General features: G+C 58.5%; 23 protein-coding genes and 1 tRNA gene. 12 read left to right on the top strand and 12 right to left on the bottom strand.

The window, feature by feature from the left end:
• Positions 1–18: 18 nt before the first annotated feature.
• From BJP06_RS06900 to BJP06_RS06885, 4 genes are all read left to right on the top strand, one after another.
• Positions 19–1419, top strand: coding sequence for a class II fumarate hydratase (locus BJP06_RS06900; protein ID WP_071573310.1), 1401 nt, complete (start codon positions 19–21; stop codon positions 1417–1419).
• 61 nt (positions 1420–1480) lie between these two features.
• Positions 1481–1996 (top strand): hypothetical protein, encoded by a 516-nt coding sequence (locus BJP06_RS11925; protein ID WP_071573430.1) that lies wholly within the window; start codon positions 1481–1483, stop codon positions 1994–1996.
• Between the two features lie 41 nt (positions 1997–2037).
• A complete protein-coding gene (locus BJP06_RS06890; RefSeq protein ID WP_177224280.1) occupies positions 2038–2664 on the top strand; it encodes a TetR/AcrR family transcriptional regulator in 627 nt (208 codons plus the stop codon).
• On the top strand, positions 2658–4196 hold the full coding sequence (locus BJP06_RS06885) for an MDR family MFS transporter (RefSeq protein ID WP_070479327.1): 1539 nt from the start codon (positions 2658–2660) through the stop codon (positions 4194–4196). The genes BJP06_RS06890 and BJP06_RS06885 overlap by 7 nt, the downstream gene beginning before the upstream one ends.
• A 16-nt stretch (positions 4197–4212) precedes the next feature.
• Here BJP06_RS06885 and BJP06_RS06880 read toward each other — a convergent pair whose 3' ends face one another.
• The 3 genes from BJP06_RS06880 to BJP06_RS06870 all read right to left on the bottom strand — a co-directional run bounded on the left by BJP06_RS06880 (position 4213) and on the right by BJP06_RS06870 (position 6203).
• A complete protein-coding gene (locus BJP06_RS06880) occupies positions 4213–4764 on the bottom strand; it encodes a GNAT family N-acetyltransferase (RefSeq protein ID WP_071573428.1) in 552 nt (183 codons plus the stop codon).
• A 70-nt stretch (positions 4765–4834) separates the two neighbouring features.
• A complete protein-coding gene (locus BJP06_RS06875; protein ID WP_071573308.1) occupies positions 4835–5443 on the bottom strand; it encodes an LGFP repeat-containing protein in 609 nt (202 codons plus the stop codon).
• Positions 5444–5492: 49 nt separating this feature from the next.
• Positions 5493–6203 carry a LysR family transcriptional regulator substrate-binding protein gene (locus tag BJP06_RS06870; protein ID WP_071573307.1) on the bottom strand — a complete coding sequence of 237 codons (711 nt, stop codon included), beginning with the start codon at positions 6201–6203 and terminating at the stop codon, positions 5493–5495.
• Positions 6204–6226: 23 nt separating this feature from the next.
• Here BJP06_RS06870 and BJP06_RS06865 point away from each other — a divergent pair, with 23 nt between their 5' ends.
• Complete coding sequence (locus tag BJP06_RS06865) at positions 6227–6586, top strand: DUF5997 family protein (RefSeq protein ID WP_070362760.1); 360 nt, start codon at positions 6227–6229, stop codon at positions 6584–6586.
• Between the two features lie 3 nt (positions 6587–6589).
• On the opposite strand, the gene glyA is transcribed toward BJP06_RS06865, so the two are convergent.
• A complete protein-coding gene (glyA, locus tag BJP06_RS06860) occupies positions 6590–7882 on the bottom strand; it encodes a serine hydroxymethyltransferase (protein ID WP_071573306.1) in 1293 nt (430 codons plus the stop codon).
• Positions 7883–8070: 188 nt separating this feature from the next.
• On the opposite strand from glyA, the gene coaA reads away from it, so the two are divergent.
• A complete protein-coding gene (gene coaA, locus BJP06_RS06855; protein ID WP_070362761.1) occupies positions 8071–9006 on the top strand; it encodes a type I pantothenate kinase in 936 nt (311 codons plus the stop codon).
• Between the two features lie 14 nt (positions 9007–9020).
• On the opposite strand, the gene BJP06_RS06850 is transcribed toward coaA, so the two are convergent.
• Genes BJP06_RS06850 through mca form a run of 3 tightly spaced genes read right to left on the bottom strand, consistent with a single transcriptional unit; the run spans position 9021 to position 11078 of the window.
• On the bottom strand, positions 9021–9791 hold the full coding sequence (locus tag BJP06_RS06850; RefSeq protein ID WP_070363549.1) for an isoprenyl transferase: 771 nt from the start codon (positions 9789–9791) through the stop codon (positions 9021–9023).
• A 45-nt stretch (positions 9792–9836) separates the two neighbouring features.
• A complete protein-coding gene (locus BJP06_RS06845; protein ID WP_141742271.1) occupies positions 9837–10139 on the bottom strand; it encodes a hypothetical protein in 303 nt (100 codons plus the stop codon).
• Between the two features lie 30 nt (positions 10140–10169).
• Positions 10170–11078: a mycothiol conjugate amidase Mca gene (gene mca / locus BJP06_RS06840; RefSeq protein WP_071573305.1), complete on the bottom strand. Its 909-nt coding sequence runs from the start codon at positions 11076–11078 to the stop codon at positions 10170–10172.
• 115 nt (positions 11079–11193) lie between these two features.
• Here mca and BJP06_RS06835 point away from each other — a divergent pair, with 115 nt between their 5' ends.
• The 3 genes from BJP06_RS06835 (at position 11194) to BJP06_RS06825 (ending at position 12870) form a co-directional block, all read left to right on the top strand.
• A complete protein-coding gene (locus BJP06_RS06835) occupies positions 11194–11658 on the top strand; it encodes a DUF4307 domain-containing protein (protein WP_071573304.1) in 465 nt (154 codons plus the stop codon).
• Between the two features lie 107 nt (positions 11659–11765).
• Positions 11766–12287 (top strand): transcription elongation factor GreA, encoded by a 522-nt coding sequence (gene greA, locus BJP06_RS06830; protein WP_070362764.1) that lies wholly within the window; start codon positions 11766–11768, stop codon positions 12285–12287.
• Positions 12288–12339: 52 nt separating this feature from the next.
• Positions 12340–12870 carry a hypothetical protein gene (locus BJP06_RS06825; RefSeq protein ID WP_070362765.1) on the top strand — a complete coding sequence of 177 codons (531 nt, stop codon included), beginning with the start codon at positions 12340–12342 and terminating at the stop codon, positions 12868–12870.
• Positions 12871–13006: 136 nt separating this feature from the next.
• On the opposite strand, the gene BJP06_RS06820 is transcribed toward BJP06_RS06825, so the two are convergent.
• Entirely contained in the window at positions 13007–13837 is an 831-nt protein-coding gene (locus BJP06_RS06820) for a Bax inhibitor-1/YccA family protein (protein WP_071573303.1), read from the bottom strand.
• A 162-nt stretch (positions 13838–13999) separates the two neighbouring features.
• On the opposite strand from BJP06_RS06820, the gene BJP06_RS06815 reads away from it, so the two are divergent.
• Both BJP06_RS06815 and BJP06_RS06810 read left to right on the top strand, forming a co-directional pair.
• Entirely contained in the window at positions 14000–16099 is a 2100-nt protein-coding gene (locus BJP06_RS06815) for an acyltransferase family protein (protein ID WP_369822251.1), read from the top strand.
• An 8-nt stretch (positions 16100–16107) separates the two neighbouring features.
• Positions 16108–16734 (top strand): class I SAM-dependent methyltransferase, encoded by a 627-nt coding sequence (locus tag BJP06_RS06810; protein ID WP_070362768.1) that lies wholly within the window; start codon positions 16108–16110, stop codon positions 16732–16734.
• A gap of 18 nt (positions 16735–16752) precedes the next feature.
• Here BJP06_RS06810 and BJP06_RS06805 read toward each other — a convergent pair whose 3' ends face one another.
• From BJP06_RS06805 to BJP06_RS06790, 4 genes are all read right to left on the bottom strand, one after another.
• A complete protein-coding gene (locus BJP06_RS06805; RefSeq protein WP_143110580.1) occupies positions 16753–17313 on the bottom strand; it encodes a hypothetical protein in 561 nt (186 codons plus the stop codon).
• Positions 17314–17411: 98 nt separating this feature from the next.
• Positions 17412–17485, bottom strand: a tRNA-Leu gene (locus BJP06_RS06800).
• A 74-nt stretch (positions 17486–17559) separates the two neighbouring features.
• Positions 17560–21144: a transcription-repair coupling factor gene (gene mfd, locus BJP06_RS06795; protein WP_083433236.1), complete on the bottom strand. Its 3585-nt coding sequence runs from the start codon at positions 21142–21144 to the stop codon at positions 17560–17562.
• Positions 21145–21191: 47 nt separating this feature from the next.
• Positions 21192–21824 (bottom strand): TetR/AcrR family transcriptional regulator, encoded by a 633-nt coding sequence (locus BJP06_RS06790; protein ID WP_070362771.1) that lies wholly within the window; start codon positions 21822–21824, stop codon positions 21192–21194.
• 355 nt (positions 21825–22179) lie between these two features.
• On the opposite strand from BJP06_RS06790, the gene BJP06_RS06785 reads away from it, so the two are divergent.
• Positions 22180–23223 carry a DUF3800 domain-containing protein gene (locus BJP06_RS06785; RefSeq protein ID WP_070362772.1) on the top strand — a complete coding sequence of 348 codons (1044 nt, stop codon included), beginning with the start codon at positions 22180–22182 and terminating at the stop codon, positions 23221–23223.
• Positions 23224–23245: the final 22 nt, after the last annotated feature.

Here is a 23245-nt window from a genome sequence, read left to right as displayed (position 1 = left end):
CAAGTAAAGGAAAGATGAATGGCCGATAAGCAGTACCGTATCGAGCACGACACCATGGGTGAGGTCAAAGTACCTGTTGATGCACTGTGGCGTGCTCAAACTCAACGTGCTGTAGAGAACTTCCCGATCTCTGGCCGGGGCCTCGAGAACCAGCAGATCCGCGCCCTTGGGCTCCTCAAGGCCGCGTGTGCGCAGGTCAACAAGGATTCGGGCAAGCTCGATGCGGAAAAGGCTGACGCGATCATCGCTGCGGCGAAGGAAATCGCAGACGGCAAGCACAACGACCAGTTCCCAATTGACGTCTTCCAGACGGGTTCTGGCACTTCCTCGAACATGAACACTAATGAGGTCATTGCTTCGATCGCGCACGCAAACGGCGTGGAAGTCCACCCGAACGACCACGTCAACATGGGACAGTCCTCGAACGACACCTTCCCAACTGCAACGCACATTGCTGCCACCGAAGCTGCCGTCGAAGTGCTGGTCCCGGCCCTGCAGGTGCTGCAGAAGTCACTGGCTGCGAAGGCTGAGCAATGGCACGAGGTAGTGAAGTCGGGCCGCACTCACCTGATGGACGCGACCCCGCTCACGCTTGGTCAGGAGTTCTCCGGCTACGCGCGTCAGATCGAGCTCGGCATCGAGCGCGTTGAGGCAACTGTTGGCCGCCTCGGCGAGCTCGCCATTGGCGGCACCGCGGTTGGCACCGGCATCAACGCCCCAGCAGACTTTGGCGCAAAGGTGACCGCAGAGCTGGTGAAGCTCACCGGACTGACACAGCTGTCGGAGGCAAAGAACCACTTCGAGGCCCAGGCCGCACGCGACGCTCTGGTGGAATTCTCCGGTGCGATGCGCACTGTTGCAGTCTCGTTGTACAAGATTGCAAATGACATCCGTCTGATGGGTTCAGGCCCACTCGCAGGGTTCGCGGAGATTCACCTCCCAGATCTGCAGCCAGGCTCGTCGATCATGCCTGGCAAGGTGAACCCTGTCCTGTGCGAGGCGGCAACCCAGGTCTCAGCCCAGGTGATCGGCAACGATGCCGCAGTGGCATTCGGCGGCTCGCAAGGCCAGTTCGAGCTCAACGTGTTCATCCCGATGATGGCGCGCAACGTGCTGGAGTCCGCTCGCCTGCTGGCGAACGTCTCTCGACAGTTCGCTACCCGCTTGGTTGACGGTATCGAGGCGAACGAGGCCCGCATGAAGCAGCTCGCGGAGTCTTCACCATCAATCGTCACCCCTCTGAACAGTGCAATCGGCTACGAGAACGCTGCGAAAGTGGCAAAGCATGCGGTGAAGGAGGGCATCACGATCCGCCAGGCTGTGATTGACCTCGGCTTCGTGGACGGCGAAACGTTGACTGAGGAGGAGCTCGACAAGCGTTTGAACGTCCTGTCGATGGCTCATACCGAACGCAACTAGTCTTCGCTACAATCATCCCTGCTACTGCCCATGTTCATGAGCACGACCAGGGATGATTTTTATGTCTGATTCTTTTTCGCAGCTTCGTACAGCTGGGGGCTCAAATAAGCCATGGGTTATTGGCGGTGTCTTAGCTCTGGTGGTCTCGCTTATCGGGATAGCGCTCGCCGCAGCGTACTGGTCCGCTCAGCCAAAGCCGGAGCCTAACGGGGTGCCTACAGTTGTGACGGTGACTGCGTTTCCTGAAGCTCCGCAAGTGCGTGACGACGCCCCCTCCGGAACATTCCGAGGCACCCTCCAATCGCACAGCCCTGATGCTGCCGTAGCGGCGTGGCCGGCGGTGTTCTCCCTCCATGAAGGACAAGGGATGGTCAGCTATCCTCTGAGCGGTTGCGTGGCGCTTATCGCGCATGATGGCAGTGCTTCCGCTCTGACGAAACAGTGCCCTCCAACTACTGATGATGGTTTCTGGAGCTTCTCCAGCCCGGAGCCGGGAATCGTTGAGGCACAGTTTTTCGAGCGCCGCGGTGATAGCTCTCCAAACGTGGAAGGCTCACTATCGCTCCTGGTTGAATAGGTTTCTTTGATATTTTTGCACGGAGTGTAAGATTGCACTCCGTGAATTTTCCCGATCAGTCAGAAGGTCTCCGGCAGCGAAAGCGCCGCGAAACACGGCAGCGAATCTTCGATACAGCTGCATCGCTTGTGGCACGCGACGGCTATGACAATGTCACAGTCGAGGAGATCTGCCAAGGTGCAGGCATTTCACGGCGGACGTTCTTCAACTACATGGACTCAAAAGATGACGCTGTGCTTGGTCCCTTCCCTCTCGAGTTCACCAGCGAGAGCTTTGCACGCATTGCTGATGAGTCGTCCACGAACATGTTGTCCCTGGTAATCGATGCAATGGAAGAATCAGGTGCCGAAGATCGAGCCGAGGATGCCTGCCGAATCCAGCGGCTCATGCAGGACAACCCATCGTTGGCAAACGCGATGCTGGCCCGCAAACGCGATACGCTACGACACCTCGAGCAGGCTGTGCGTGAGCATTTTGCGAGCCACCCCGAAGACCGCCGTCTAGATGTCGCCATAGAGGCAGAAGCCCGAATCGTTGTGGAACTTTTTCGGACAACGCTTGTGCTTTATGCGCGAAGCCTTCATTTCCAAGAGGAGGGTTCGCCGAAGGAGCAGGCTCGTAGCGTAGCTGCCGTCGTCACGAAGTATGCAAAGGAGTTGCAGTGGTAAACAACACTAAGCCACACGTTGGCCTGATCTTTGGAGCGCTACTCATCACGATGCTGATGAGCTCATTGGGCCAGATGATTTTCTCCACTGCCCTGCCGACAATTGTCGGTGAGCTTGGTGGCGTAGATCACATGAGCTGGGTGATTTCGTCGTTCCTGGTCACGATGACAATCGCGATGCCAATTAATGGCAAGCTCGGTGACAGGGTCGGACGCAAGTGGCCTTATATTGGCTCGATTGGCCTGTTCGTCATTGGTTCCACCTTGGGTGGGCTTGCACAGTCGATGCAGCTGCTCATTATCGGGCGCGCCGTCCAAGGCTTCGGCGCTGGCGGCATGATGGTCAACTCCCAGGCAATCATCGCGGAGGTGGTTCCAGCCCGTAGCCGCGGCAAGTACATGGGTGTGATGGGGGCAGTATTTGGTGTTTCTTCCGTGCTTGGCCCCGTGCTGGGCGGATGGTTTACGGATGGACCCGGCTGGCGTTGGGGCCTTTGGATGAACATCCCGCTGGGGCTTCTCGCGATGACGGTCTGCACAATCGTGCTCCACCTACGCAAGGGTTCGCGGTCAGCACAGAGCATCGACTGGCTGGGCACCGTGCTCATGGCGGTTGCCACGACTTCTCTTATTTTGACCACGACGTGGGGCGGCACTCAGTATGAGTGGTCCTCGCCTATCATTTTGGGTACTTCCTCGCTTGCGGTTGTCGCTGCAGCGCTGTTCGTCTTCGTTGAGCTGCGCGTACCGAACCCGCTCATCCCCATGCACTTGTTCCGCAATCGCAACATGGTCTTGACGACGGCCTCCGGCACCGTGCTGGGACTGGCTATGACCGGTGCGCTTGCTTACCTGCCTACCTACCTGCAGATGGTGCACGAACTCACGCCAACGAACGCGGGGCTGATGATGCTGCCAATGGTCATCGGCATCTTGGGCACTGGCACTACCGTGGGGTTCATTATCGCGAAAACGGGCCGCTACAAGGTCTACCCGATCATCGGTATGGCCATCGTTTCGGTCGGACTCTTCCTCTTCTCGCAGCTCGAAGTGTCCACACCGTTGACAACGCTGGGTATCTATATGTTCATCTTCGGGTTCGGACTCGGCTTAGTCATGCAGGTACTGGTACTTATTGTCCAGAACTCGTTCCCACTAGCAATGGTCGGTACTGCAACAGCGACGAACAACTTCTTCCGACAGATCGGCTCCGCGATCGGTGCGTCGCTTATTGGTTCGCTGTTCATTCACAATATGACGGAGGAGCTCGCGGAACGCCTGCCAAAAGCATTGGCCTCGATGGCCCCTAGCGAGGCAGCCCCTTACGCCGAGCAATTCTCGAGCGCCGGTGGGCACAACTCCCTCACCCCGCACGCGGTTGCACAACTGCCTGACGTACTGCGCGACGCCGTCCTTAATAGTTACAACGACGGCCTGACCCCAGTGTTCTTACTGATGGTCCCATTGGCCGCCGTTGCGTTGGTGCTGCTCTTCCCGGTCCGGGAGGACCCGCTGAAAGAGACGCTGGACTAGGAACGATGAGGCGTGACTAGACCTGGCTTTCGCCTGGTTTCTTTTCTCCCGGCTTCGGCAACAGCAGCTCGTAGATGTCCGAGTCACGCCACTGGCCTTCCCGCTCACCGTAGGACATTTTCGCCATGTGATGGAAGGTGCCAACTTTCTCGAACCCGCGCGACTTGTGCAGCCCTGCCGATCCTTCGTTTTCCGGGAAGATCCACGAGTGAATCGACCACTTATCAAGTTCGATGCACGTCGCGATGAGCTTGTCTAGCAGCGCACCGGATACCCCCATGCCGCGCGCATCCGGATGCACGTAGATGGAGTCTTCAACTACTCCATGGAACACGCTTCTCGACGACGCCTTCGCCGCAGCTACCCATCCGAGCACACGCGAGTCATCGTGTTCATCAACGGCAACAAACACCGTTTCCATGATCTTCGCCCTGGAAAACTGCTCCCATGTCAAGCCGCGCGTCTCGTAAGTTGCGTTTCCGGTACTCAGACCCATCTCGTAGATGCTACGCACCTGCGGGTAGTCTTCTGGCCGGATTGGTCGAATGGTAAACCCTTTTTTGGTCATAAAAAACATTGTCCCCATTGGTCACACATCGTGCAACCAACGGGGACAAAAGCCGTTGTAGAGCTACAAATTACTTCTCGATGATGTTTGCAGCGAACGCGCCGGTGTCGTTGTTCTCACGAGTCCACTCGATGGTGCCGTGCTCGAACTCCTGGGACCAGCCAGATTCATTTGGAAGTGGGGTCTCGGCTGCGGTTGGGAAGCCAACCTTGTCCATAACGCCTTCATTCGTCAGCCACACGTTAGCAATTTGGCCCCAGATCGGAGCGCCACCGGTGTTCTCATTCCAGGCGACGTGGTGGTCATTGTCAAAGTCAACGATCCAGCTGCCATCGTGCTCCGTAACCTTCATTGGCTCGCCCCACTCCGAGTCAGCGTACTGGCCGATTGCCTGGACCAGACCGGTTGGAACCTTGACCTCTTCACCGTCTGCGGTAGTCAAGGAGACAGACTCCGTAGAGCCCTCTGCGCCATTAGCGTCGGTGGCGGTCTCAGCAGCAGTCTCCGTCTCGGCTGCCTCTGTAGCTGTCTCGATGTTGGTCACCGTTGCGGTGCCGGAAGCACCATCCGCAGCGGTGGTAGCAGTGCTATCGGCGCCCTCTCCGTCAGAGCAAGCAACCAAGCCTGCGGTCAGAGCGGTAGCAGCAACGGCGGAAGTAAAAACCTTCTTGTAATTCATCAAAATTTCCTTTCGTTGTTGAATTTGTCTGGTGTCCATTATGCAAATTTCACTTTCGCCGCCTCCGTTTCACCCCCGTTCGGGGTGTTTTCCCGGCTGCACCCTTGCGCTTTTGCCCACGTTTCGTATATAAGCGTTTGCCCTGCGCAGCACGGGAGTCTGACACCTGTTTGCGCCGCCTCGTCCCAGCAGTCGGCTCACTCCCCCTCGACGAGCGAGCGGTGCGCCCTTTTGCGACGCCCACAAAGTCCTGGATCTCGTCACCGTCGTCGGCTTTCCGCCACACCAACGCAATCTCAGTTTCAACCAGCGGAGCGTGCCAAACTTCCAAACACGCGATCTGTTTCTTCGAAAGCACCTTCAACAACGGCAACGGAGCCAATGCCACGCCAACGTTTGCCGCAACGACCTGCAATGCACCACGAAGCTCTTCAAGTGACGCCTCCGGCTGGTAGACCCAGTTGATGATTTCGCCTTCGAGGTCCGCGTAATCGACGCGCTCCCCAAGCTCTGCAAACAAAGAGTCCTTGGGCACGGCAACGCCGGGAGCCTCGGTATAGAGACGGACCACGTGAAATTCATCGGTAATACGGTCATCGGGCAGGCGCATCAGCGCCAGCGATGTAGAAGTCGTCTCGTCCAGGAGATCAGCGAAGGGGTCGTCGACACCTTGTATATCGAGCGAGTGCGGTGTGGACTGTGCGAAGCGTTTAAACCACTTCCCTGGCTCTGTGCCGGTGACGAAAGCAAGCGATAGCATGGCACAATGCTACCGTTTGGTGTATGACTACACAGAAGCCATCCGGAACCGCGATGAAGGCCGCGACCGCCGCGAAGAAACTCGGGATCTACCTGCCAGCGACGCCGCAGGAGTTCCAAGACAATGCCGTGACGCACGCGCAACTGCGCGAATTACAGAACAATCCCCCAGAGTGGCTGCAGGAACTGCGCCGCAATGGGCCACACCCCCGCCCCGAGGTGGCGCGCAAACTCGGGATCTCAATCACCGCACTCAAAGCAAACGACATGGACAAGCCGCTCACCACTGAGGAGATCAACGAGCTGTTGAAAAACCAGCCGGAATGGTTGAGCTCGGCCCGCACCACTCATTCAGAGCAGCGCCAGGCCGAGCAGCAGCAGTAGCTCTTAGAGCATCTTCCAATCTTCGAGGCCCGGGTAGAGCGGGAACCGCTCCGCCAGCGCGTCTACGCGGGCGTGCAGGGCGTCGACGTCGGCGTTCTCACCCTGGATAAGCGCCTCGGCGATAATTTCCGCAACTTCCTCGAACTCTTCCTTGCCGAAGCCGCGGGTCGCCAGCGCCGGGGTGCCAATACGCAGCCCCGACGTCACGGCTGGCGGACGCGGATCGAAAGGAACGGCGTTGCGGTTCACCGTAATGCCAGCCTTATGCAGCAAATCCTCTGCCTGCTGGCCATCCATCGCGGAGTTACGCAGGTCCACTAGCACAAGGTGGACATCGGTGCCGCCGGAGACGACGTCGATGCCGGCTTCCTTGGCGTCTGGCTGGGTCAAGCGCTCGGCGAGAATCTTTGCGCCCTCGAGCGTGCGCTCCTGGCGGTTACGGAAAGCCTCCGTCGCGGCGAGCTTGAAGGCGGTAGCCTTCGCAGCGATCACGTGCACCAGCGGGCCACCCTGCTGGCCTGGGAACACTGCGGAGTTGAGTTTCTTGTGCAGCTCGAGATCGTTGGTGAGGATGAAGCCGGAGCGTGGTCCACCAATCGTCTTGTGCACCGTGGAGGACACAACGTGTGCATGAGGCACTGGCGACGGGTGCAGACCAGCAGCAACCAAGCCAGCGAAGTGCGCCATATCGACCCACAAGTACGCACCAACCTCGTCTGCGATCGAGCGGAACTCAGCAAAGTCCTCGTGGCGAGGGTACGCGGACCAACCCGCGATGATCACCTTCGGCTTGACCTCGCGTGCCTGTTCACGCAGCTTCTCCATGTCGATGGTGCACGTGTCTTTTTCAACCTCGTACGCAGCGACGTTGTACAGCTTGCCGGAGAAGTTGATCTTCATACCGTGCGTCAGGTGGCCACCGTGAGCGAGGCTGAGGCCCAAGATGGTGTCGCCCGGCTCGCACAGCGCCATCAACACAGCCGCATTCGCCTGCGCACCGGAGTGTGGTTGCACGTTCGCGTATTTCGCGCCGAAGAGCTCCTTCGCGCGGTCGCGCGCCAGGTCTTCAACGATATCGGCGTGCTCGCAGCCACCGTAGTAGCGACGACCTGGGTAGCCTTCGGCGTATTTGTTCGTAAACACCGAACCCTGTGCTTGCAGCACTGCTCGCGGGACGAAGTTCTCGGAGGCAATCATCTCCAGCGTGTTTCGCTGGCGCGACAGTTCCTGAACGATCGCTTCGTGAACTTCGGGGTCAAAAGTAGCGAGATCCTGGTAGCGGAGGTCTTCAGACACGTGCACCGGGTCCTTTCAAGATCAGACAGTCAATCATGTTTTAGCTCATGTCCAGGCACACCTATGCCTGGCACTGCTAAGCAGTATAAGCATCAGCGCTACGAAAGACGTCCACTTTATTCAGGAACTTCAGAAGTATCTGCACCTGAGTTCCCCGACACGAAACAACAAATGTAACAATGATACGCATGGCGAAATCTCCCCGCACTTCGGATTCGAGCCCTTATTTGGACTTTCACCGCGACGATTGGCGGCACCGACGTGCGCAAATGCCACAAGTCTTGACGGAGGACGAAGTAGCCAAGCTCAGTGGTATCGGCGAGAACCTCGATATGCAGGAAGTTGAAGACATCTACCTGCCGATCTCTCGCCTGATTCACCTCCAGGTACGGGCTCGACAAAAGCTTACGAAGGCCACAGAGACGTTCATCGGTGATGACCCAGGCCACGTGCCATTCATTATCGGGATTGCGGGGTCGGTGGCCGTCGGCAAGTCAACGACTGCCCGTGTACTGCAAGTGTTGCTGCAGCGTTGGGACTCTCATCCTCGAGTAGACCTCATCACCACCGACGGATTCCTCTATCCCAGCAAAGTGCTCAAAGAGCGCAACCTGATGGACCGCAAAGGATTCCCGGAATCCTACAACCGGCGCGACCTCATGCGCTTTGTCACCGAGGTCAAGTCGGGTCAACCACTGGTCAAAGCGCCGATATATTCTCACTTCGCCTACGACATCATCCCAGGCGAGTTCATTGAGGTCCGCCAGCCGGACATCATCATTCTCGAAGGGCTCAACGTCCTCCAAACCGGCCCGACCCTCATGGTGTCCGACCTCTTCGACTTCTCAATTTATGTCGACGCCCTCACCACCGATATTGAACGCTGGTACATCGACCGCTTCATGAAGCTTCGCAACACGGCATTTCGAGAGCCCGGCGCGCACTTTGCGCACTATGCCGACATCGATGAGGCGCAGGCCCGTCACAAGGCACGCGATATTTGGCAGTCCATCAACCTGCCGAACCTAGTGGAAAACATTGCCCCCACCCGTATCCGTGCCTCGCTCGTGCTACGCAAAGGCGCCGACCATTCAGTGCAGTGGGTCCGCATGCGCAAAATGTAGCGCCAGGTAGCTGCCTACTTGCCGAAGCGACGGGAGCGCTGCGAGTACTCGCGCAACGCGCGAAGGAAGTCAATCTTGCGGAACGCGGGCCAGTACGTGTCCGTAAACCAGATCTCGGAGTACGCCGCCTGCCACAGTAGGAAGCCGGAGAGGCGCTGCTCCCCCGACGTCCGGATCACTAAGTCTGGATCGGGCTGACCTGAGGTGTACAGGTGCTGCGACACGGACTCGACGGTCACTGCGTTGACCAGTTCGTCCACGCTGCAGCCGCTGGCAGCGGCGTCGCTAATGAGGCTGCGAACGGCGTCGACAATTTCTTGCCTGCCGCCGTACCCCACCGCAATGTTGACGGTCAGGCCAGCTTTGCCTGTGGTGGTGTCGGCAGATCGGCGCATCCTTTCTGCAACCTCATCCGGCAAGAGCTCCAGGTGCCCTACGAGCCGAACCTTGCAGGAGTAAGACTGCGTCGCAAGGTCCTCGATCACCTCGGAAATAATGTCGAACAGCAGCTCAACTTCTTCCGAAGTCCGTTGCAAATTCTCCGTTGATAACAGGTAGATCGTAACGACGTCCACGTCCATTTCCGCCGACCACCGCACAAGTTCGCCGATCTTCGCCCCACCCACCCGGTGGCCATGAGAAACATCGGTGAACCCAGCCTCACGGGCCCACCGTCGGTTGCCGTCCGCCATGACCGCGATGTGCTTCGGGCGTTTCTTGCCCTTCAGCTCACGCTTCAGGCGCGCTTCATACAGCGGATACAGAATTTTTTGGAGGCTACTCACGGACCCAACCTTACTCACCAATCAACGGTATGTATGTTAGATGCCTTAGATCCAACGCTTCTTCCGGCGATCAAGCACACCCGCCTCCGCCATGGCCTTATCCAGCGCCTCCTGGTCAAACGGGTCGATTCCGTGCTTCTCAGCGAAGAGGCTGCGACGGCGGAACCGCGAGTACCGGCGATGGAACGCAAACCCCAGAGACAAAATGACCACAGCCAGCATCACCAACAGCAACAGGCCGAATGGCGAAGCCTTGCCAAAGTCAGGCCCCACCGGGTTTTCCTTCGGCGCCTGCGCCACCAAGTAAGCAGAGGTGTTGATAATCGCTGCGTGTGCTGTCGTCATCATGTGTATTTCGTCTTCCTTGTGCTGAAAATGTTAGCGCTCTTGCCCGAAACCTTCAGCGAGCGCGTCCGCGGTCTTCGGGTCAATACCGGCGAAGAGATCATCTTCCGGCAACGTTGATGCTACGCGAGTTCTGGCCAACTCAAACTCTTCTGTCGGCCATACCTCCTGCTGGTCCTCAACTGGGCTCGCCAAAAACGCGCCCGCCGGATCAATCTGTGTCGCATGTGCCGTCAGCGCTGCTGCACGCTGGGGGAAGTACTCCGCGCACTCCACCCTTGTGGTCACGCGACTCATCACATCCGCTTTGTTTTCTTCCCACCGCTGAATCATCAGCTCGTACGGGCTCTTCTTTCCCTGCGCGTACAAGCGGTCCTGCAGAAGACGCATCCGCTGGAGGATAAATCCATGGCTGTAGTACAGCTTCAATGGTGTCCACGCCGGCCCTGCTTCGGGAGCAAAGGATGGATCTCCCGCCTTGTCCCAGGCCAGCATCGAGATTTCGTGGACCATCAAGTGGTCGGGGTGCGGGTAGCCACCGTTTTCGTCGTAGGTAATGATGACATGCGGCCTGAACTCTCGAATCGACTCGACGAGATGCGCCGTCACTGCCTCCGGGTCTTGGGTCGCGAACGAGCCTTCCGGCAGCGGGGGCAGCGGGTCGCCTTGTGGCAGACCCGAGTCTTCGTACCCCATCCACTGATGTTCCACGCCGAGGGCCGCCGCGGCCTCCGCCATCTCCTGCTCCCGGACCTCGAGGATGTTCTCCAGCACGCCCGGCCGATCCATCGCAGGGTTCAAGATGTCGCCTCGTCGCCCGTCAGTACACGTGACGACGAGCACCCGGTTCCCCTCCGATGCGTATTTTGCCATCGTTGCTGCACCTTTAGAGGACTCGTCGTCTGGGTGTGCGTGGATCGCCATCAAGCGCAAGCCGGCCACTATTCCTCCTAGAACTTCTTCGAGGTCTGATTCCGTAACTTCGCGCCATCTTAGTACCATTGGAACGGATTGCAGCTACAGCGTCATCCAGCGTCATTCAGCGAGGTAGGTAACCGTGACTTCTCCCAGTCGCCCAACATCCCGATACGGCTCCAGCACCACCCCGACAGCCACGAAACGCAGCAACGCCGCTGGCCGGATCGTCGCGCTGATCGCCATCGGCCTCGTCGTCGTGCTGCTTTACAGCGTCTTTGACTACTTCAAGAAGCAGGAGTCCCGCACCGTCACTGCGGATTTCATCTCGCTCGAAGCTGTCGACGACAACACCACACGCATGTGGATCGATGTATCACGCAGAGACCTCGAGGCCCCTTCGTACTGCATCGTCACTGCGGTCAACTACGCGCATGCTGAAGTTGGGCGTCGAGAAGTAGTACTCCCCGCTGGCGGGCAGGAGCTCGAGCGGGTCGTCGTCGAACTACCGGTGCGCGAGCCGGCAGTCTCAGGACGTGTCTACGGCTGCTCGGACAATCTGCCGTTCTACATGGACCCCACCAGCACCTTTTACGACGCCCGCTAAGCCTCACCAGTGCACCACCTGCGCGGCAGCTGTGCTATTATCCGCCTGGTAAAGTTGCCCGCCAACCGGCGGGCTCGTTTGACATATATAGGGAAGGTTTTTACCTGATGGCGCAAACTCAGCAGCAGTACATCACCCCGGAGATGAAGGCCAAGCTTGAAGCTGAGCTTCAGCAGCTCATCGACAATCGCCCTGTCATCGCAGCCGAAATTAACGAACGCCGTGAAGAAGGCGACCTCAAGGAAAACGCTGGCTACGACGCCGCGCGTGAGCAGCAGGACCAGGAAGAAGCTCGCATTAAGCAGATTTCCGAACTGCTGGCTAACTCCACCACGGAGCGCTCCGGCATCGTCGAGGGTGTAGCCCACGTAGGTTCCGTCGTGCACGTCTACTACAACAATGACGAAAATGATAAGGAAACGTTCCTGATCGGTACCCGCGCGGCTTCGACGGACAACGAGGACCTGGAGACCTACTCGGAGAACTCTCCGCTCGGCGCAGCCGTAGTCGGTGCTTCCGAGGGTGAAACCCGCACCTACAACGCCCCAAATGGCCGAGAGATTTCGGTAACAATCGTCTCCGCAGAACCGTATGATTCTGTTAAGGCTTCCACGCCACGGGCGAAGTAGCCTGTCTACGCCATCGGCGTTATCCGTGATCGCTGACATTGAAGGAATTCCTGTGAATAAGTTCTTTTCCCGCAAGCTAGTACTCACCAGCGTGGTCGCACTCGGTGCTGTGGGCTTGACTGCCTGCCACCCACCACACCAAAACCCGTCGGACCTGAAGGTTGATACGGCACAAAGCCAGGACCCAACTTCGCTTCCTGGTGAGCGCGCGAAGGCAACCCCGACGAACGTAACCGATGCAGCAGGCGCTACCTCTGAGGCTGCAGTCACCGAGACTGTCACCGCTATGGGTGCTTCGGACAAGACCCCACTGGTCAATAACTGCGGCAGCGTCGGCCTTGAGCGTCCAGCTTCGCTGACTCTCAACTGCAGCGACCAGAACGATTTCCTCCAGGACATCGTGTGGGATACCTGGTCTGAGCAGCTCGCGCAGGGCACCGCTACCCGCACCACGGTCAATCCGAACCGCGAAATCGAAGATGTGCAGGTTGTCCTGGGCAACCCAGACATCGTAGATGGTGTGCTCGTGTTTAAAACCATCACCGTTGACGGCACGTCTATCAACCCTGAGGGTGCACGCTAAGTACACTGAATACAGCAATTAGCTCCCTGCCCCGGCCCAGCGATGTTGTTGGCCGGGGCGCTTTTGAGCGCAACTAGACAAAAATACCCGGCCTCACAGTCGTGGGGCCGGGTATTTATTGCAGTGAGCGCGTGCGCTATCGCTGTTGGAAGTAAGACAGCAGGCGCAGGATCTCGGTGTAGAGCCACACCAGAGTCACTGCCAGGCCAAGTGCAACGCCCCAGGCCGCCTGCGATGGGGCGCCCATGCGCACCAACTTATCGGCGACGTCAAAGTCCTGCAGGAACGCAAGTGCGCCCAGCACGATGCAGACCAGGCTAAACACGATGGCGATGGTGCCACCACCGCGAAGCGGATTCATGCCTGTAAAGATGCTCAACAAGAGGTTGCCGACAACCAGGATGAGCACGCCGAAAATGGCTGCGGTGAGGATCCGATTAAACCGCGGGGTAACGCGAATGGCACCGGTGCGATAGACCACAAGCATGCCCGCGAAGACACCGAAGGTGCCCAAGATCGCCTGGAAGATTAACGCGCCTGCGTCCGCGCCGGCGACACTGAACTGCCCGGTGATGGCGAATGAGAACCCACCAAGGAACAGGCCCTCAGCAGCCGCGTACGCCAGGGTAATAACTGGGGAACCGTACTTTTTGCCAAATGCGTGAATCATCACGAGGACGAAACCGGCGACGGCACCGACCAGCGTCAGAATGCTGGCAATGGAGCCGTACCCACCGAGGTACAGTCCGAAGTTAATTACTGCAAAGGCGACAATTACGGCAAGGGTAATGCCGGTTTTAGTGACAACGTCGTCAACCGTCATTGGACGGTCCTCAGACACTGTGCCCGCCGGTGCACCCATGGGTGCTTGCTCGTACGGGTTCGCGGCACCGTACCCCTGGTATCCAGTGCCACGTTGGGAATCTACTCCCTGCAGAGTTTTCAATACAGGGTTGTTGCTACTCACGGACCCCTGATCCTTTCTTTTGAGAACAATCGTTCACCTACTCCAACGCACTGGGTGTTGTTTTAGTTCCATGCGCCCAAAGAATTTGTCCGGATCACGCCACTGAGCGTGGCCTCTGCAGCAATCTGCACCACAATTCATGTCCATCTTTCTGGCAGCGCTATACTTCTGTACGTTTGTCGCACTCCAGGAAGGTCGCCATCCCATGCCGCCCCAATATCAGGTTCTCACCGCTATGTCCCCGCCCTCGACGGGATCCGAACGCTAGCGGTCATGCTGGTTATCGCGTACCACCTCAACCTCCCTGGGTTCAGCGGTGGCCTGCTAGGCGTGGGCGTGTTCTTCACCCTCTCGGGGTACTTGATCACGCTTAACCTCATGCGTGGGCACTACCGGGATAACTCGCTGCACCTGAAGACGTTTTGGGTCAGGCGTTTCCGCCGTCTCATACCTGCGATGCTGACCACAGTGTTGGCAGTCGTGATTCTTTCCGTCGCGTTCGATGCGGGCAACCTTCGTGACCGCTCGTTTGAAGCGTTGAGCTCCATTTTCTACGTGAACAACTGGCATAACATCGCCGTCGGTTCATCGTACTTCGATCAGTTCAATGGCCCCGGTCCGCTGGACCATATGTGGTCACTGGCGATCGAGGAACAATTTTATCTCTTGTGGCCGCTGTTGCTGTGGGTGCTGCTGAGGGTGTTCCGTCGTGGGTGGATTGTCGCCGTCGTGACCACGGTGCTCGCCGGAGCTTCCTTTATCTGGATGTGGGTGCTCGCTGATCCTTCTATCGACGCGACTCGCGTCTACGAGGGCACTGATACCCGTGCGGGCGGGCTGCTCCTCGGCGCGGTCTTAGCAATCGTGGTTTCCTCACGGAAGCACGCCGGTAAGAACATTGGTTCCTCCCCTGTTCTGAGCACCGTTGTTGGCACCCTCGGCTTCGGCGGCATCTTCGCGCTGAGCATGCTCGTCGCGCAGGAAAACATGTTCTTGTACAAGGGTGGGATCCTGCTTCTGAACCTTGCGTCAGTTGCTGCTATCTACTCAGTCATTGGGGCGCGCGGCCCCTGGACGACCATTTTCAGCTGGGAGCCGCTTCGCTGGATCGGCGAACGCTCCTACGGTATTTACCTGTGGCACATGCCGGTGATTTACTTCATGCCGGATGCGTGGTTGCAGGATCACCGCGTGTGGTCCTCCATCCTCGTGTTTGTGCTTTCGACTGCACTTGCTGCGCTGAGCTGGACCATGTTTGAGAACCCAATCCGTCGCAATGGCGTGTTCGGGCCCCTGAAGCAATTCCGCGCACACCCGTTGGAGGCACTCCGCCCGATCACGCTTGGTTCGACGATTACGCTCGCCGCAATCATTGCAATAGGCATCCCGGCTGTGTTCGCCATGGATACCTCGAAGCCGAACACCACCATGTCCCTGCCTCAGGATGCGCAACGCGGAGGCACGCGCGACCATCGCGAGGGAAAGGACAAAGCCAAGGAAACTGAGGAAAGCTTGACGACGTCCGCCTCTGAGAAAGCTTCATGGGAGGACCAGCCTTCGGACGTGAAGATGAGCTGCGAGAAGGTCATCCACGTCGGCGATTCCACCTCGATTGGCATGTTCGATATCAACCAGCTTCCTGAAGGCGCGGTCACTGCGATTGACCGATACTTGGACGCTGGCGCAAGCGAGGTAGATACGAGCGTGTTTGGCGCTCGCGCGACGAATCAGGGATTCAACGGCAACGGAGAGAACTACCCGTCTGCGATTGAGTCCGTGCAGCAACTGCTCGCCCAGGGTGCAGCTGACGATGGCACCTGCTGGGTCATCGCCACCGGCGTGAACGACGCCGCCAACGCAGACGCTGCCCGCTCCTACGGCTACGACCCCACGGGTGAGTTGGAGGCAAACATCCGCAAGATGCTTGACCTGTTGGAGGGCTACCGCGTGATGTGGCCGACAGCCGCAACGGGTAACCCGTCGAATGGCTACTACGCCAACGAGAACATGGACGAGTTCAATGTTGCATTGCGCAAGGTTGCGAAGGAGCGTCGAGACGTAGTCGTCTACGACTGGGCGAGCGAGGCGCGCTCCAACTTGGATTGGTTCCTCGCAGACGACGAGGTGCACTACAACGCCACCGGCAATGACATCCGTGGCAAGCACTTTGCTGCCGCACTTGCTCACGCGTTCCCGAAGGATATCCCGGTAGACGCCATCCCAACGGACGCGGAGGTGACTTCCAAGGGGCCGAAGCTATAGTTTTGGGCATGGCCACTTGGAAAGAAATTGTCGCTGCAAACCCTGACCACTCCGAGAATTACGCCCAGCGGTGGCGCAACTTCGTGCAACAGGGCAAAGATATCGACGGGGAGGCCCGGCTTATCGACGCCCTCTCCGCCCGCCACTCCCGCATCCTCGATGCAGGGTGCGGGACTGGTCGCCTTGGCGGCTATCTGGCAAAGCGTGGACATATCGTCTTCGGTGTGGACATCGACCCGGTGCTGATCGGGTACGCGAAGCAAGACTTCCCCGAAGCAACTTGGGTAGTTGGCGACCTTTCCGCCGATCCGATCGAGGTCCGCGATATCGATATTGCGGTCTCGGCAGGCAACGTGATGGGGTTCCTCGCCGTCGACGGTCGCAGGCCCGCGCTTGAGAACATCTTCCGAACGCTACGTCCGGGCGGACGGTTCGTCGTCGGCTTCGGGCGTGGGCGCGGATGGGAGTTCGACGACTTCCTCACCATGTGCCACGAAGTCGGGTTCCAGCCACAGCACCAGTTTGCGAGCTGGGACTTGGAGCCGTTCACGGAGCAGTCCGGGTTCTTGGTTGCTGTGTTGCAAAAGCCAAAGGTTGATGAGCAGGCCGTTCGCTCGTTAACGAACCTACTCTAATAGTTCGCTGGCCCGACCTTACTGAACAAGGTTGACGCGATTCGCCATCCGTTGGCTACCGCCAGACGTGTAGAAGTGCACCGAGTTGTTCTCGTCTTCGGGGTGATCGCACCACATGTCACGGCCATCGCTGCCCATCTTGCACACCATCGGGTAGGTTTCGCCGGTGACGGGACTCGTCACCGAGATATCAGCCCGCGGCACCGCGTTCACGTTGGGGTTCGCCGCTACGTAGCGCCAGGTTGCGGCGTAGGCGACGTCGAAGATCTCAGCTGCAAATTCGCACGATGTTGCGGGTCCCGCCTTGATTCGGTCGCCGAACTCAGTGGCGCCACACTCCCCTCCTACTTGACCAGTGTTGATGGAGTGGCGCGTTGAAAATGTATGAGTCTCGGTATCCTCGGAGGCGCTGGTTGGGGCGGCGGTGTCCTCCGCGTGTGAATCTGTGGTGGTGATTGTTTGGGTGATCGTGGCCGGGGCTGCATCGTTGCTGCTGGAGCTCGAACCACTGTCACCGGAACAACCCACAACGCCCAAACAAGCGACTGCGATCATCCCGACTGCTGCGTATTGCTTCATTGCTTCCTCAAGGTCTTCGGAGAAAAGGGGTGCCCACAGCATAGCCGATAGGAACACAAAAGGTCCCGCTACCTGTAGGTATGCGGGACGTTGCGTTGTGCCCCCAGTGGGACTCGAACCCACACTGAATTGATTTTAAGTCAACTGCCTCTGCCGATTGGGCTATAGGGGCGCACGGGCCCATAGTACAGGCAGCACCGGGAAAACTCCCAATAGGCACCACCGGACAAAGCCCGGTAGAAACCGCTACTGGCTCACACTGATGATGCGTTTCTTTTTCCTGCCACCGTCGCCATCGGACTCACCAGTAACGGAGATCTTCTCGGCATCGAAAATGTCCGCGATGAAGTCGGCGACCCACTGCAGCAGCTCCATGTCGCGCAGGTTTGGCTGGTTGATGCCTTTGCCTTCACGTGGCATTGGTACCTGCAGTGTCTTTGCCGCAGCACGGTAATTCGCTCCCGAGTACAGGCGCTTCAACCTGACTTGCTTCGAGTCTGGCAACTCCACGGGGTGGAACTTGATCCTCGTGCCTTGAGTCAAGATATCCGAGATTCCAGCAGTTCGAGCCAAGTGGCGCACGCGTGCAACCGCGAAGAGGCGCAAGACCTCGGTCGGAAGTGGTCCGAAGCGGTCGATCATTTCCTCGGCAACCTTGCGCAGGTCCTGCTCATCGCGGGCCTCGGCAAGTTTTCGGTACACGTCCAGGCGCAGGCGCTCGGCGTTGATGTAGCTTTCGGGGATGTGGGCGTCGACAGGCAGATCCACTCGGATCTCCTTCGGGCCCTGGTCTGTCGCGTCGACGACTTCGCCGGTCATGAGCGCCTTGTACGTTTCGACGGCCTCCCCGACCAGCCGGACGTACATGTCGAAGCCAACACCTGCAATGTGGCCGGACTGCTCCGCGCCGAGCACGTTGCCGGCACCGCGCATCTCCAGGTCCTTCTGCGCGACAGCAATGCCGGCGCCGAGGTCGTTGTTCTGTGCGATGGTCGCAAGTCGGTCGTAGGACGTTTCGGTGAGTGTCTTCTCTTTCGGGTACAGGAAGTACGCGTAGCCGCGTTCGCGGGAACGCCCGACGCGCCCGCGCAGCTGGTGCAGCTGGCTCAGACCCATGTTCTGCGCGTTCTCCACGATCAGGGTGTTAGCGTTGGCGATGTCCAGGCCGGTCTCCACGATGGTGGTGCAGACAAGCACGTCGAATTCGCGGTTCCAAAACCCTTGGACTGTCTGCTCAAGCTGCTGCTCACCCATCTGCCCATGCGCGACCACGACGCGGGCCTCGGGTACGAGTTGCCGCAGGGAGCGCGCCGTCTTCTCAATATCGGAAACGCGGTTGTGGATATAAAACACCTGGCCGTCGCGGAGCAGTTCGCGTCGAATAGCTGCCGCAACCTGCTTCTCTTCCTGCGGGCCAACGTAGGTCAGCACCGGGTGGCGGTCCTCCGGAGGAGTCGTGATCGAGGTCATCTCGCGGATGCCCGTCAGGCTCATCTCCAGGGTCCGCGGGATTGGCGTCGCGGTCATCGTGAGCACGTCGACGTGACTCTTCAGGGCCTTGATGTGCTCCTTGTGCTCTACGCCGAAGCGCTGCTCCTCATCCACAATGATGAGGCCAAGCTGCTTCCAGAACACGCCCGTCTGCAGCAGACGGTGTGTGCCGATCACAACGTCGACGGAACCATCCGCCAACCCTGCCATAATCTCCTTAGCTTCCTTCGCTGAAGTAAAGCGCGACAGCTCGCGAACGGTGACCCCGAAGCCGTCCATGCGCTCGTTGAACGTGGAGTAATGCTGCTGGGCAAGAAGCGTCGTCGGCACAAGCACCGCCACCTGCTGTCCGTCTTGCACTGCCTTGAACGCGGCGCGAACAGCAACCTCGGTCTTTCCGAATCCCACGTCACCGACGATCACGCGGTCCATCGGTGTCGGCTTCTCCATGTCCTCCTTGACCGCCTCAATGGCAGCGAGCTGGTCCTCCGTTTCTACGAACGGGAACGCGTCCTCCATCTCGTGTTGCCACGGCGTGTCTGGGCCGAAAGCGTGGCCCGGCGCGGCCTGACGCTTAGCGTAAAGCTCAATGAGTTCGCCGGCGATCTCACGTACGGCGGCGCGCGCCTTGCGCTTGGTGTTCTTCCAGTCGGAGCCGCCCATCTTGGACAGCGAAGGCTTCTCGCCGCCGGTGTATTTGCTCAGCAGGTCGAGGGATTCCATCGGCACCCAGAGCTGATCGCCGGGCTGGCCGCGCTTAGCTGGTTGGTATTCCAACACGATGTACTCGCGCCGGGAGGCTTCGTCACCGGTTTTGATGGTGCGCTCGGCCATCTTGATGAACTTGCCGATGCCATGCGTGTCATGCACAACAAAATCACCGGGAGTCAGCGCGAGTGGGTCCACCCGGTTCCGGCGCCGCGGGCGGCGCCGCTTCGCGCCAGCGATGTCGCCGACGCGGTTGCCGGTCACGTCGGTTTCTGTCACTACCACGAGGTTGGGTCCGGGGAACACGAGACCTGCATGTGAAAGGGACTGGTAGACCGTGACCGCGCCATCGACGGGTTCCAACCCAGGGGTGGCGATGCGCGCCGAGATACCGTGCTCCCTCAGTCGCTCCGCCATGCGCTCAACGGTGCCCTTCGCTGGCGCCACGAACGCTACCTTGCCCCCGTTGGTTTGCACGTGCAGTTTCAACGTCGCGTAGAGCTGCTCAATTGCTTTGGGCTCGCCCTTCGGTGCGGGTGCAGCCTCGAATTCCAGCGGCAGCGTCATCGCATCATCGGCGGCAAACATGCCTGGAGGTGCGAATGTCCACCACGCGTTGCCCGCGTTGCGTGCCGACACTTCCAACGACTCGAACGAACGGAACGAGGACGCCGATACGTCCAGCCCCTCCACAGCAAGCGGGCCCTCCGCACCCATCGCCGCGGCCTCCCACCCAGCTTCCAAGAATTCCTGGTCCGTGGCTTCGAGGTCCGCGATACGGGTGCGCACCTTTTCAGGCCCAGAGACGAACACAATGCTGCCCTTCGGCATGAGCTCCGGCAGCACCGAGTACTTCGCGTCGCTGAGCACCGGGATGAGTACCTCTTCCCCATCGGCGTGGGTGTGCTCAGAGATCCGCGTGAGCAGCTGCACCAGCGTGGTATTCGACGGGTTCGTGCGGGCAAGCTCATCGGCGCGTTTGGCCACGCTGGCGTCGATAATTAACTGGCGCGCCGGAAAAAGCTCGACGGATGTGAGCTCCTCGATGGTGCGCTGGTCGGCGACGGCGAAGCTTCGGATGTCGGTGACTTCGTCGCCCCAGAACTCGAGGCGCACTGGGTACTCGGCGGTGGTCGGAAAGATATCGATGATGCCACCGCGCGTGGCGAACTCCCCGCGCTTTGCCACCATGTCGACGTGCTCGTAGGCGAAGTTGACGGCTTGTTCGGTCAGCTCCGTGAAGTCCCACTCGGTATCGACTTTCACTGTAATCGGCTCCACCGCGGGCAACACTGGCTGGCAGAAGGCGCGCGCCGAGGCGACGATGACCTGGGGCATCTCCCACAGCACCTTCGCACGGGCACCCACGACATCAGGCGCCGGCGACAACCGCTCGTGAGGCAGCGTCTCAAAAGCGGGGAAGTTGGCGACCTTGCCTTTTCCGAGCATCGCCTGCAGTTCAGCAGTCAGATCCTCCGCCTCGTGGCTCGTTGCGGTCACCAACAGCACCGGAACCTGGCGAGCCAGCGCACCCGTAGCCCACGAACGAACCTGGTCAATTCCAGTCACGTGCAGCGAGTCGACGCCGATGTTGCCCACCAAGCCCTTAAGCTTCGGGTCGGTAAGCGCCATAGTGAGCAAACCACCCAACGCAGGCGCCTGAGCTGTCTGTTCTTCCACTACTGTTCCTCCACTTCGTTCGTCATGATGCGGGGCTGTGCCTCCAACCCGCTCAACCCGTTCCAGCACAGGTTCGAAATGTGCGCCGCGACCGTCGCCTTATCCAACCGCGTATCGACGCCCCGTTGGTCCAACCACCACAACGCCGTATTCGACACGGTCCCAACCAGCGCCTGCCCGTACAGTGCCGCCACCGAAGCATCGAGGCCGCGGTGCTCAAACGCACGCTCAAGCAGGTAGGACACCTCCGCAGTTACGCGGTTCAGCACTGTCGAGTACGTTCGTTCACGTCCGAGGATCCTACCGTGCACCAGGATGATAAACCCATCAGTTTCCTCATCGATGTACGTCAGCAGAGCCAACACGCCATTATCAATGCGCTCTCGCCAGCGTCCGTTCTGGATCACTTCGACAATCGTGCGCTCGAACCGCGCCATCTCCTGCGAAACGACGGCGTCGTACAACCCGGTCTTACTGCCAAAGTGTTCGTACACGACGGGCTTCGACACATCTGCACGCAGCGCAATCTCCTCCATGGAGATTCCATCAAATCCACGTTCTGCAAAGGCAGCGCGACCAATTGCGAGCAACTGGTCCCTGCGCTGCGTTCTTGTCATTCGCTGCCGAGCCATGCATTCTAGCTTAGAGCCCACCCCGGGCATCACCCCGACAGCCCGTAAACTGCCAGCTCATCACACTTTTTAACATTTCGTGAGGTTTCGGTTACACTAGGTCGAGTAATTCCCCATGGTGTAATCGGCAACACTACGGTTTTTGGTACCGTCATTCTAGGTTCGAGTCCTGGTGGGGAAGCTTTTTATTGCCCCCGCTACCTGGCGCTTTGCCTGGGTTGGGGGTGTTTTTCGTTTTCCAGCGGGGTGAACTGTGGGGCGTTTGAGGGCGTTTGTGGGGGTTTATGTAGTCAAAATGTAGTCACGAAACTGCACGATTGACTCCGTTTACCGGAAAAGCTATATTGAAATTGCAGTGGCGGCGCTGAAACACGCGTACCGCGCTAATTCCGGCGGCCAGAGCAAAGCATTGTTCTGGCCGCTGAGCTATCTCGAAGGAACCGCCATGCTCATAGCCTACCTCGATGAATTCGGACACCAGGGCCCCTACATCCGACATGACCATAAAAAGTTTAATACACACCCAGTATTTGGTTATGCCGGGTATTTGATACCGTCGCACAGCGTTCGGCAATTTGGTGGCTATTTTGAGTACGTAAAAGAACAGCTTCTTGACTGGGAAATTACGCAAGCTAATGCGCATCCAAGACGGTGGGAAAAGAAGGGATCAGCACTCTTTACCACCGCGAATATCCGCGAGTACAAGGATGAAATCAACCCAGCGACTAAGAGGCTGTACCGAAAACTGGGAAATCTTGGTGGTCAACTCTTCTTCTTTGGACAAGAGAAGCCAATTGGCCCAGTCAGCGTCACTAAAGAGACTTCTCAAGAGCGCGAGGAACATTGTTTGATCCAAGCCATCAATAGGCTTGGCAGGATAGCGACGAAAGCCAATGAAGAGCTGCTGGTCATCATGGATGCAACTGATACGGACAACCGTGAACGTGCGGTCGCAACACTTGGCAAAACTATTTACAGCAAAACCAACAAAGATAACCGCAGCATCATTGAAGTTCCGATTCAGGCCGACAGTCACTTATACGGAACTATCCAGTTTGCTGACTGGACGTGTGCGTTGCTCGGACGGCTCACAGACTACCACTTCGCAGAACGGTCACAATTTGCTTGGTCGGTCGACCTCTGTAGAGATGTGTTCAAGCGCTGTTCGCCCTCCAGCAACTCGATTATTTGGAGCAATTCAACCGATCACTCATTGAAGTGCTCTCCAAAGCATCTAATAAACACGACAAAGTTTTGGGAAATCGCTGCGGAGCACGAAGCCAGAAACAAACGCCGTATGCAAGGCAACCAACAAATGCTGCAGCGCATCGTCTCGGCAGGTTCCCCTGACTTACAACGGAAGTTAGACGCCATTCGCGGAGGCAAAGCTTCCAAGTAATTCTTAAACCTTTTCAGGTCGT

Origin of the sequence: Corynebacterium sp. NML120713 (assembly GCF_001875735.1) — a bacterium.
GTDB lineage: Bacteria > Actinomycetota > Actinomycetes > Mycobacteriales > Mycobacteriaceae > Corynebacterium > Corynebacterium pseudogenitalium.
This window is presented reverse-complemented; position numbering and strand designations above follow the sequence as displayed.

Excerpts from the sequence above, each read along its gene's own strand:
- BJP06_RS06875 (WP_071573308.1), bottom strand. The coding sequence starts at position 5,443 with ATGAATTACAAGAAGGTTTTTACTTCCGCCGTTGCTGCTACCGCTCTG.
- greA (WP_070362764.1), top strand. The coding sequence starts at position 11,766 with ATGGCGCAAACTCAGCAGCAGTACATCACCCCGGAGATGAAGGCCAAG.
- BJP06_RS06880 (WP_071573428.1), bottom strand. The coding sequence starts at position 4,764 with ATGACCAAAAAAGGGTTTACCATTCGACCAATCCGGCCAGAAGACTAC.
- BJP06_RS06900 (WP_071573310.1), top strand. The coding sequence starts at position 19 with ATGGCCGATAAGCAGTACCGTATCGAGCACGACACCATGGGTGAGGTC.
- BJP06_RS06865 (WP_070362760.1), top strand. The coding sequence starts at position 6,227 with ATGACTACACAGAAGCCATCCGGAACCGCGATGAAGGCCGCGACCGCC.
- BJP06_RS06790 (WP_070362771.1), bottom strand. The coding sequence starts at position 21,824 with ATGGCTCGGCAGCGAATGACAAGAACGCAGCGCAGGGACCAGTTGCTC.
- BJP06_RS06845 (WP_141742271.1), bottom strand. The coding sequence starts at position 10,139 with ATGATGACGACAGCACACGCAGCGATTATCAACACCTCTGCTTACTTG.
- BJP06_RS06870 (WP_071573307.1), bottom strand. The coding sequence starts at position 6,203 with ATGCTATCGCTTGCTTTCGTCACCGGCACAGAGCCAGGGAAGTGGTTT.
- BJP06_RS11925 (WP_071573430.1), top strand. The coding sequence starts at position 1,481 with ATGTCTGATTCTTTTTCGCAGCTTCGTACAGCTGGGGGCTCAAATAAG.
- BJP06_RS06805 (WP_143110580.1), bottom strand. The coding sequence starts at position 17,313 with ATGAAGCAATACGCAGCAGTCGGGATGATCGCAGTCGCTTGTTTGGGC.
- mfd (WP_083433236.1), bottom strand. The coding sequence starts at position 21,144 with ATGGCGCTTACCGACCCGAAGCTTAAGGGCTTGGTGGGCAACATCGGC.
- coaA (WP_070362761.1), top strand. The coding sequence starts at position 8,071 with ATGGCGAAATCTCCCCGCACTTCGGATTCGAGCCCTTATTTGGACTTT.
- BJP06_RS06810 (WP_070362768.1), top strand. The coding sequence starts at position 16,108 with ATGGCCACTTGGAAAGAAATTGTCGCTGCAAACCCTGACCACTCCGAG.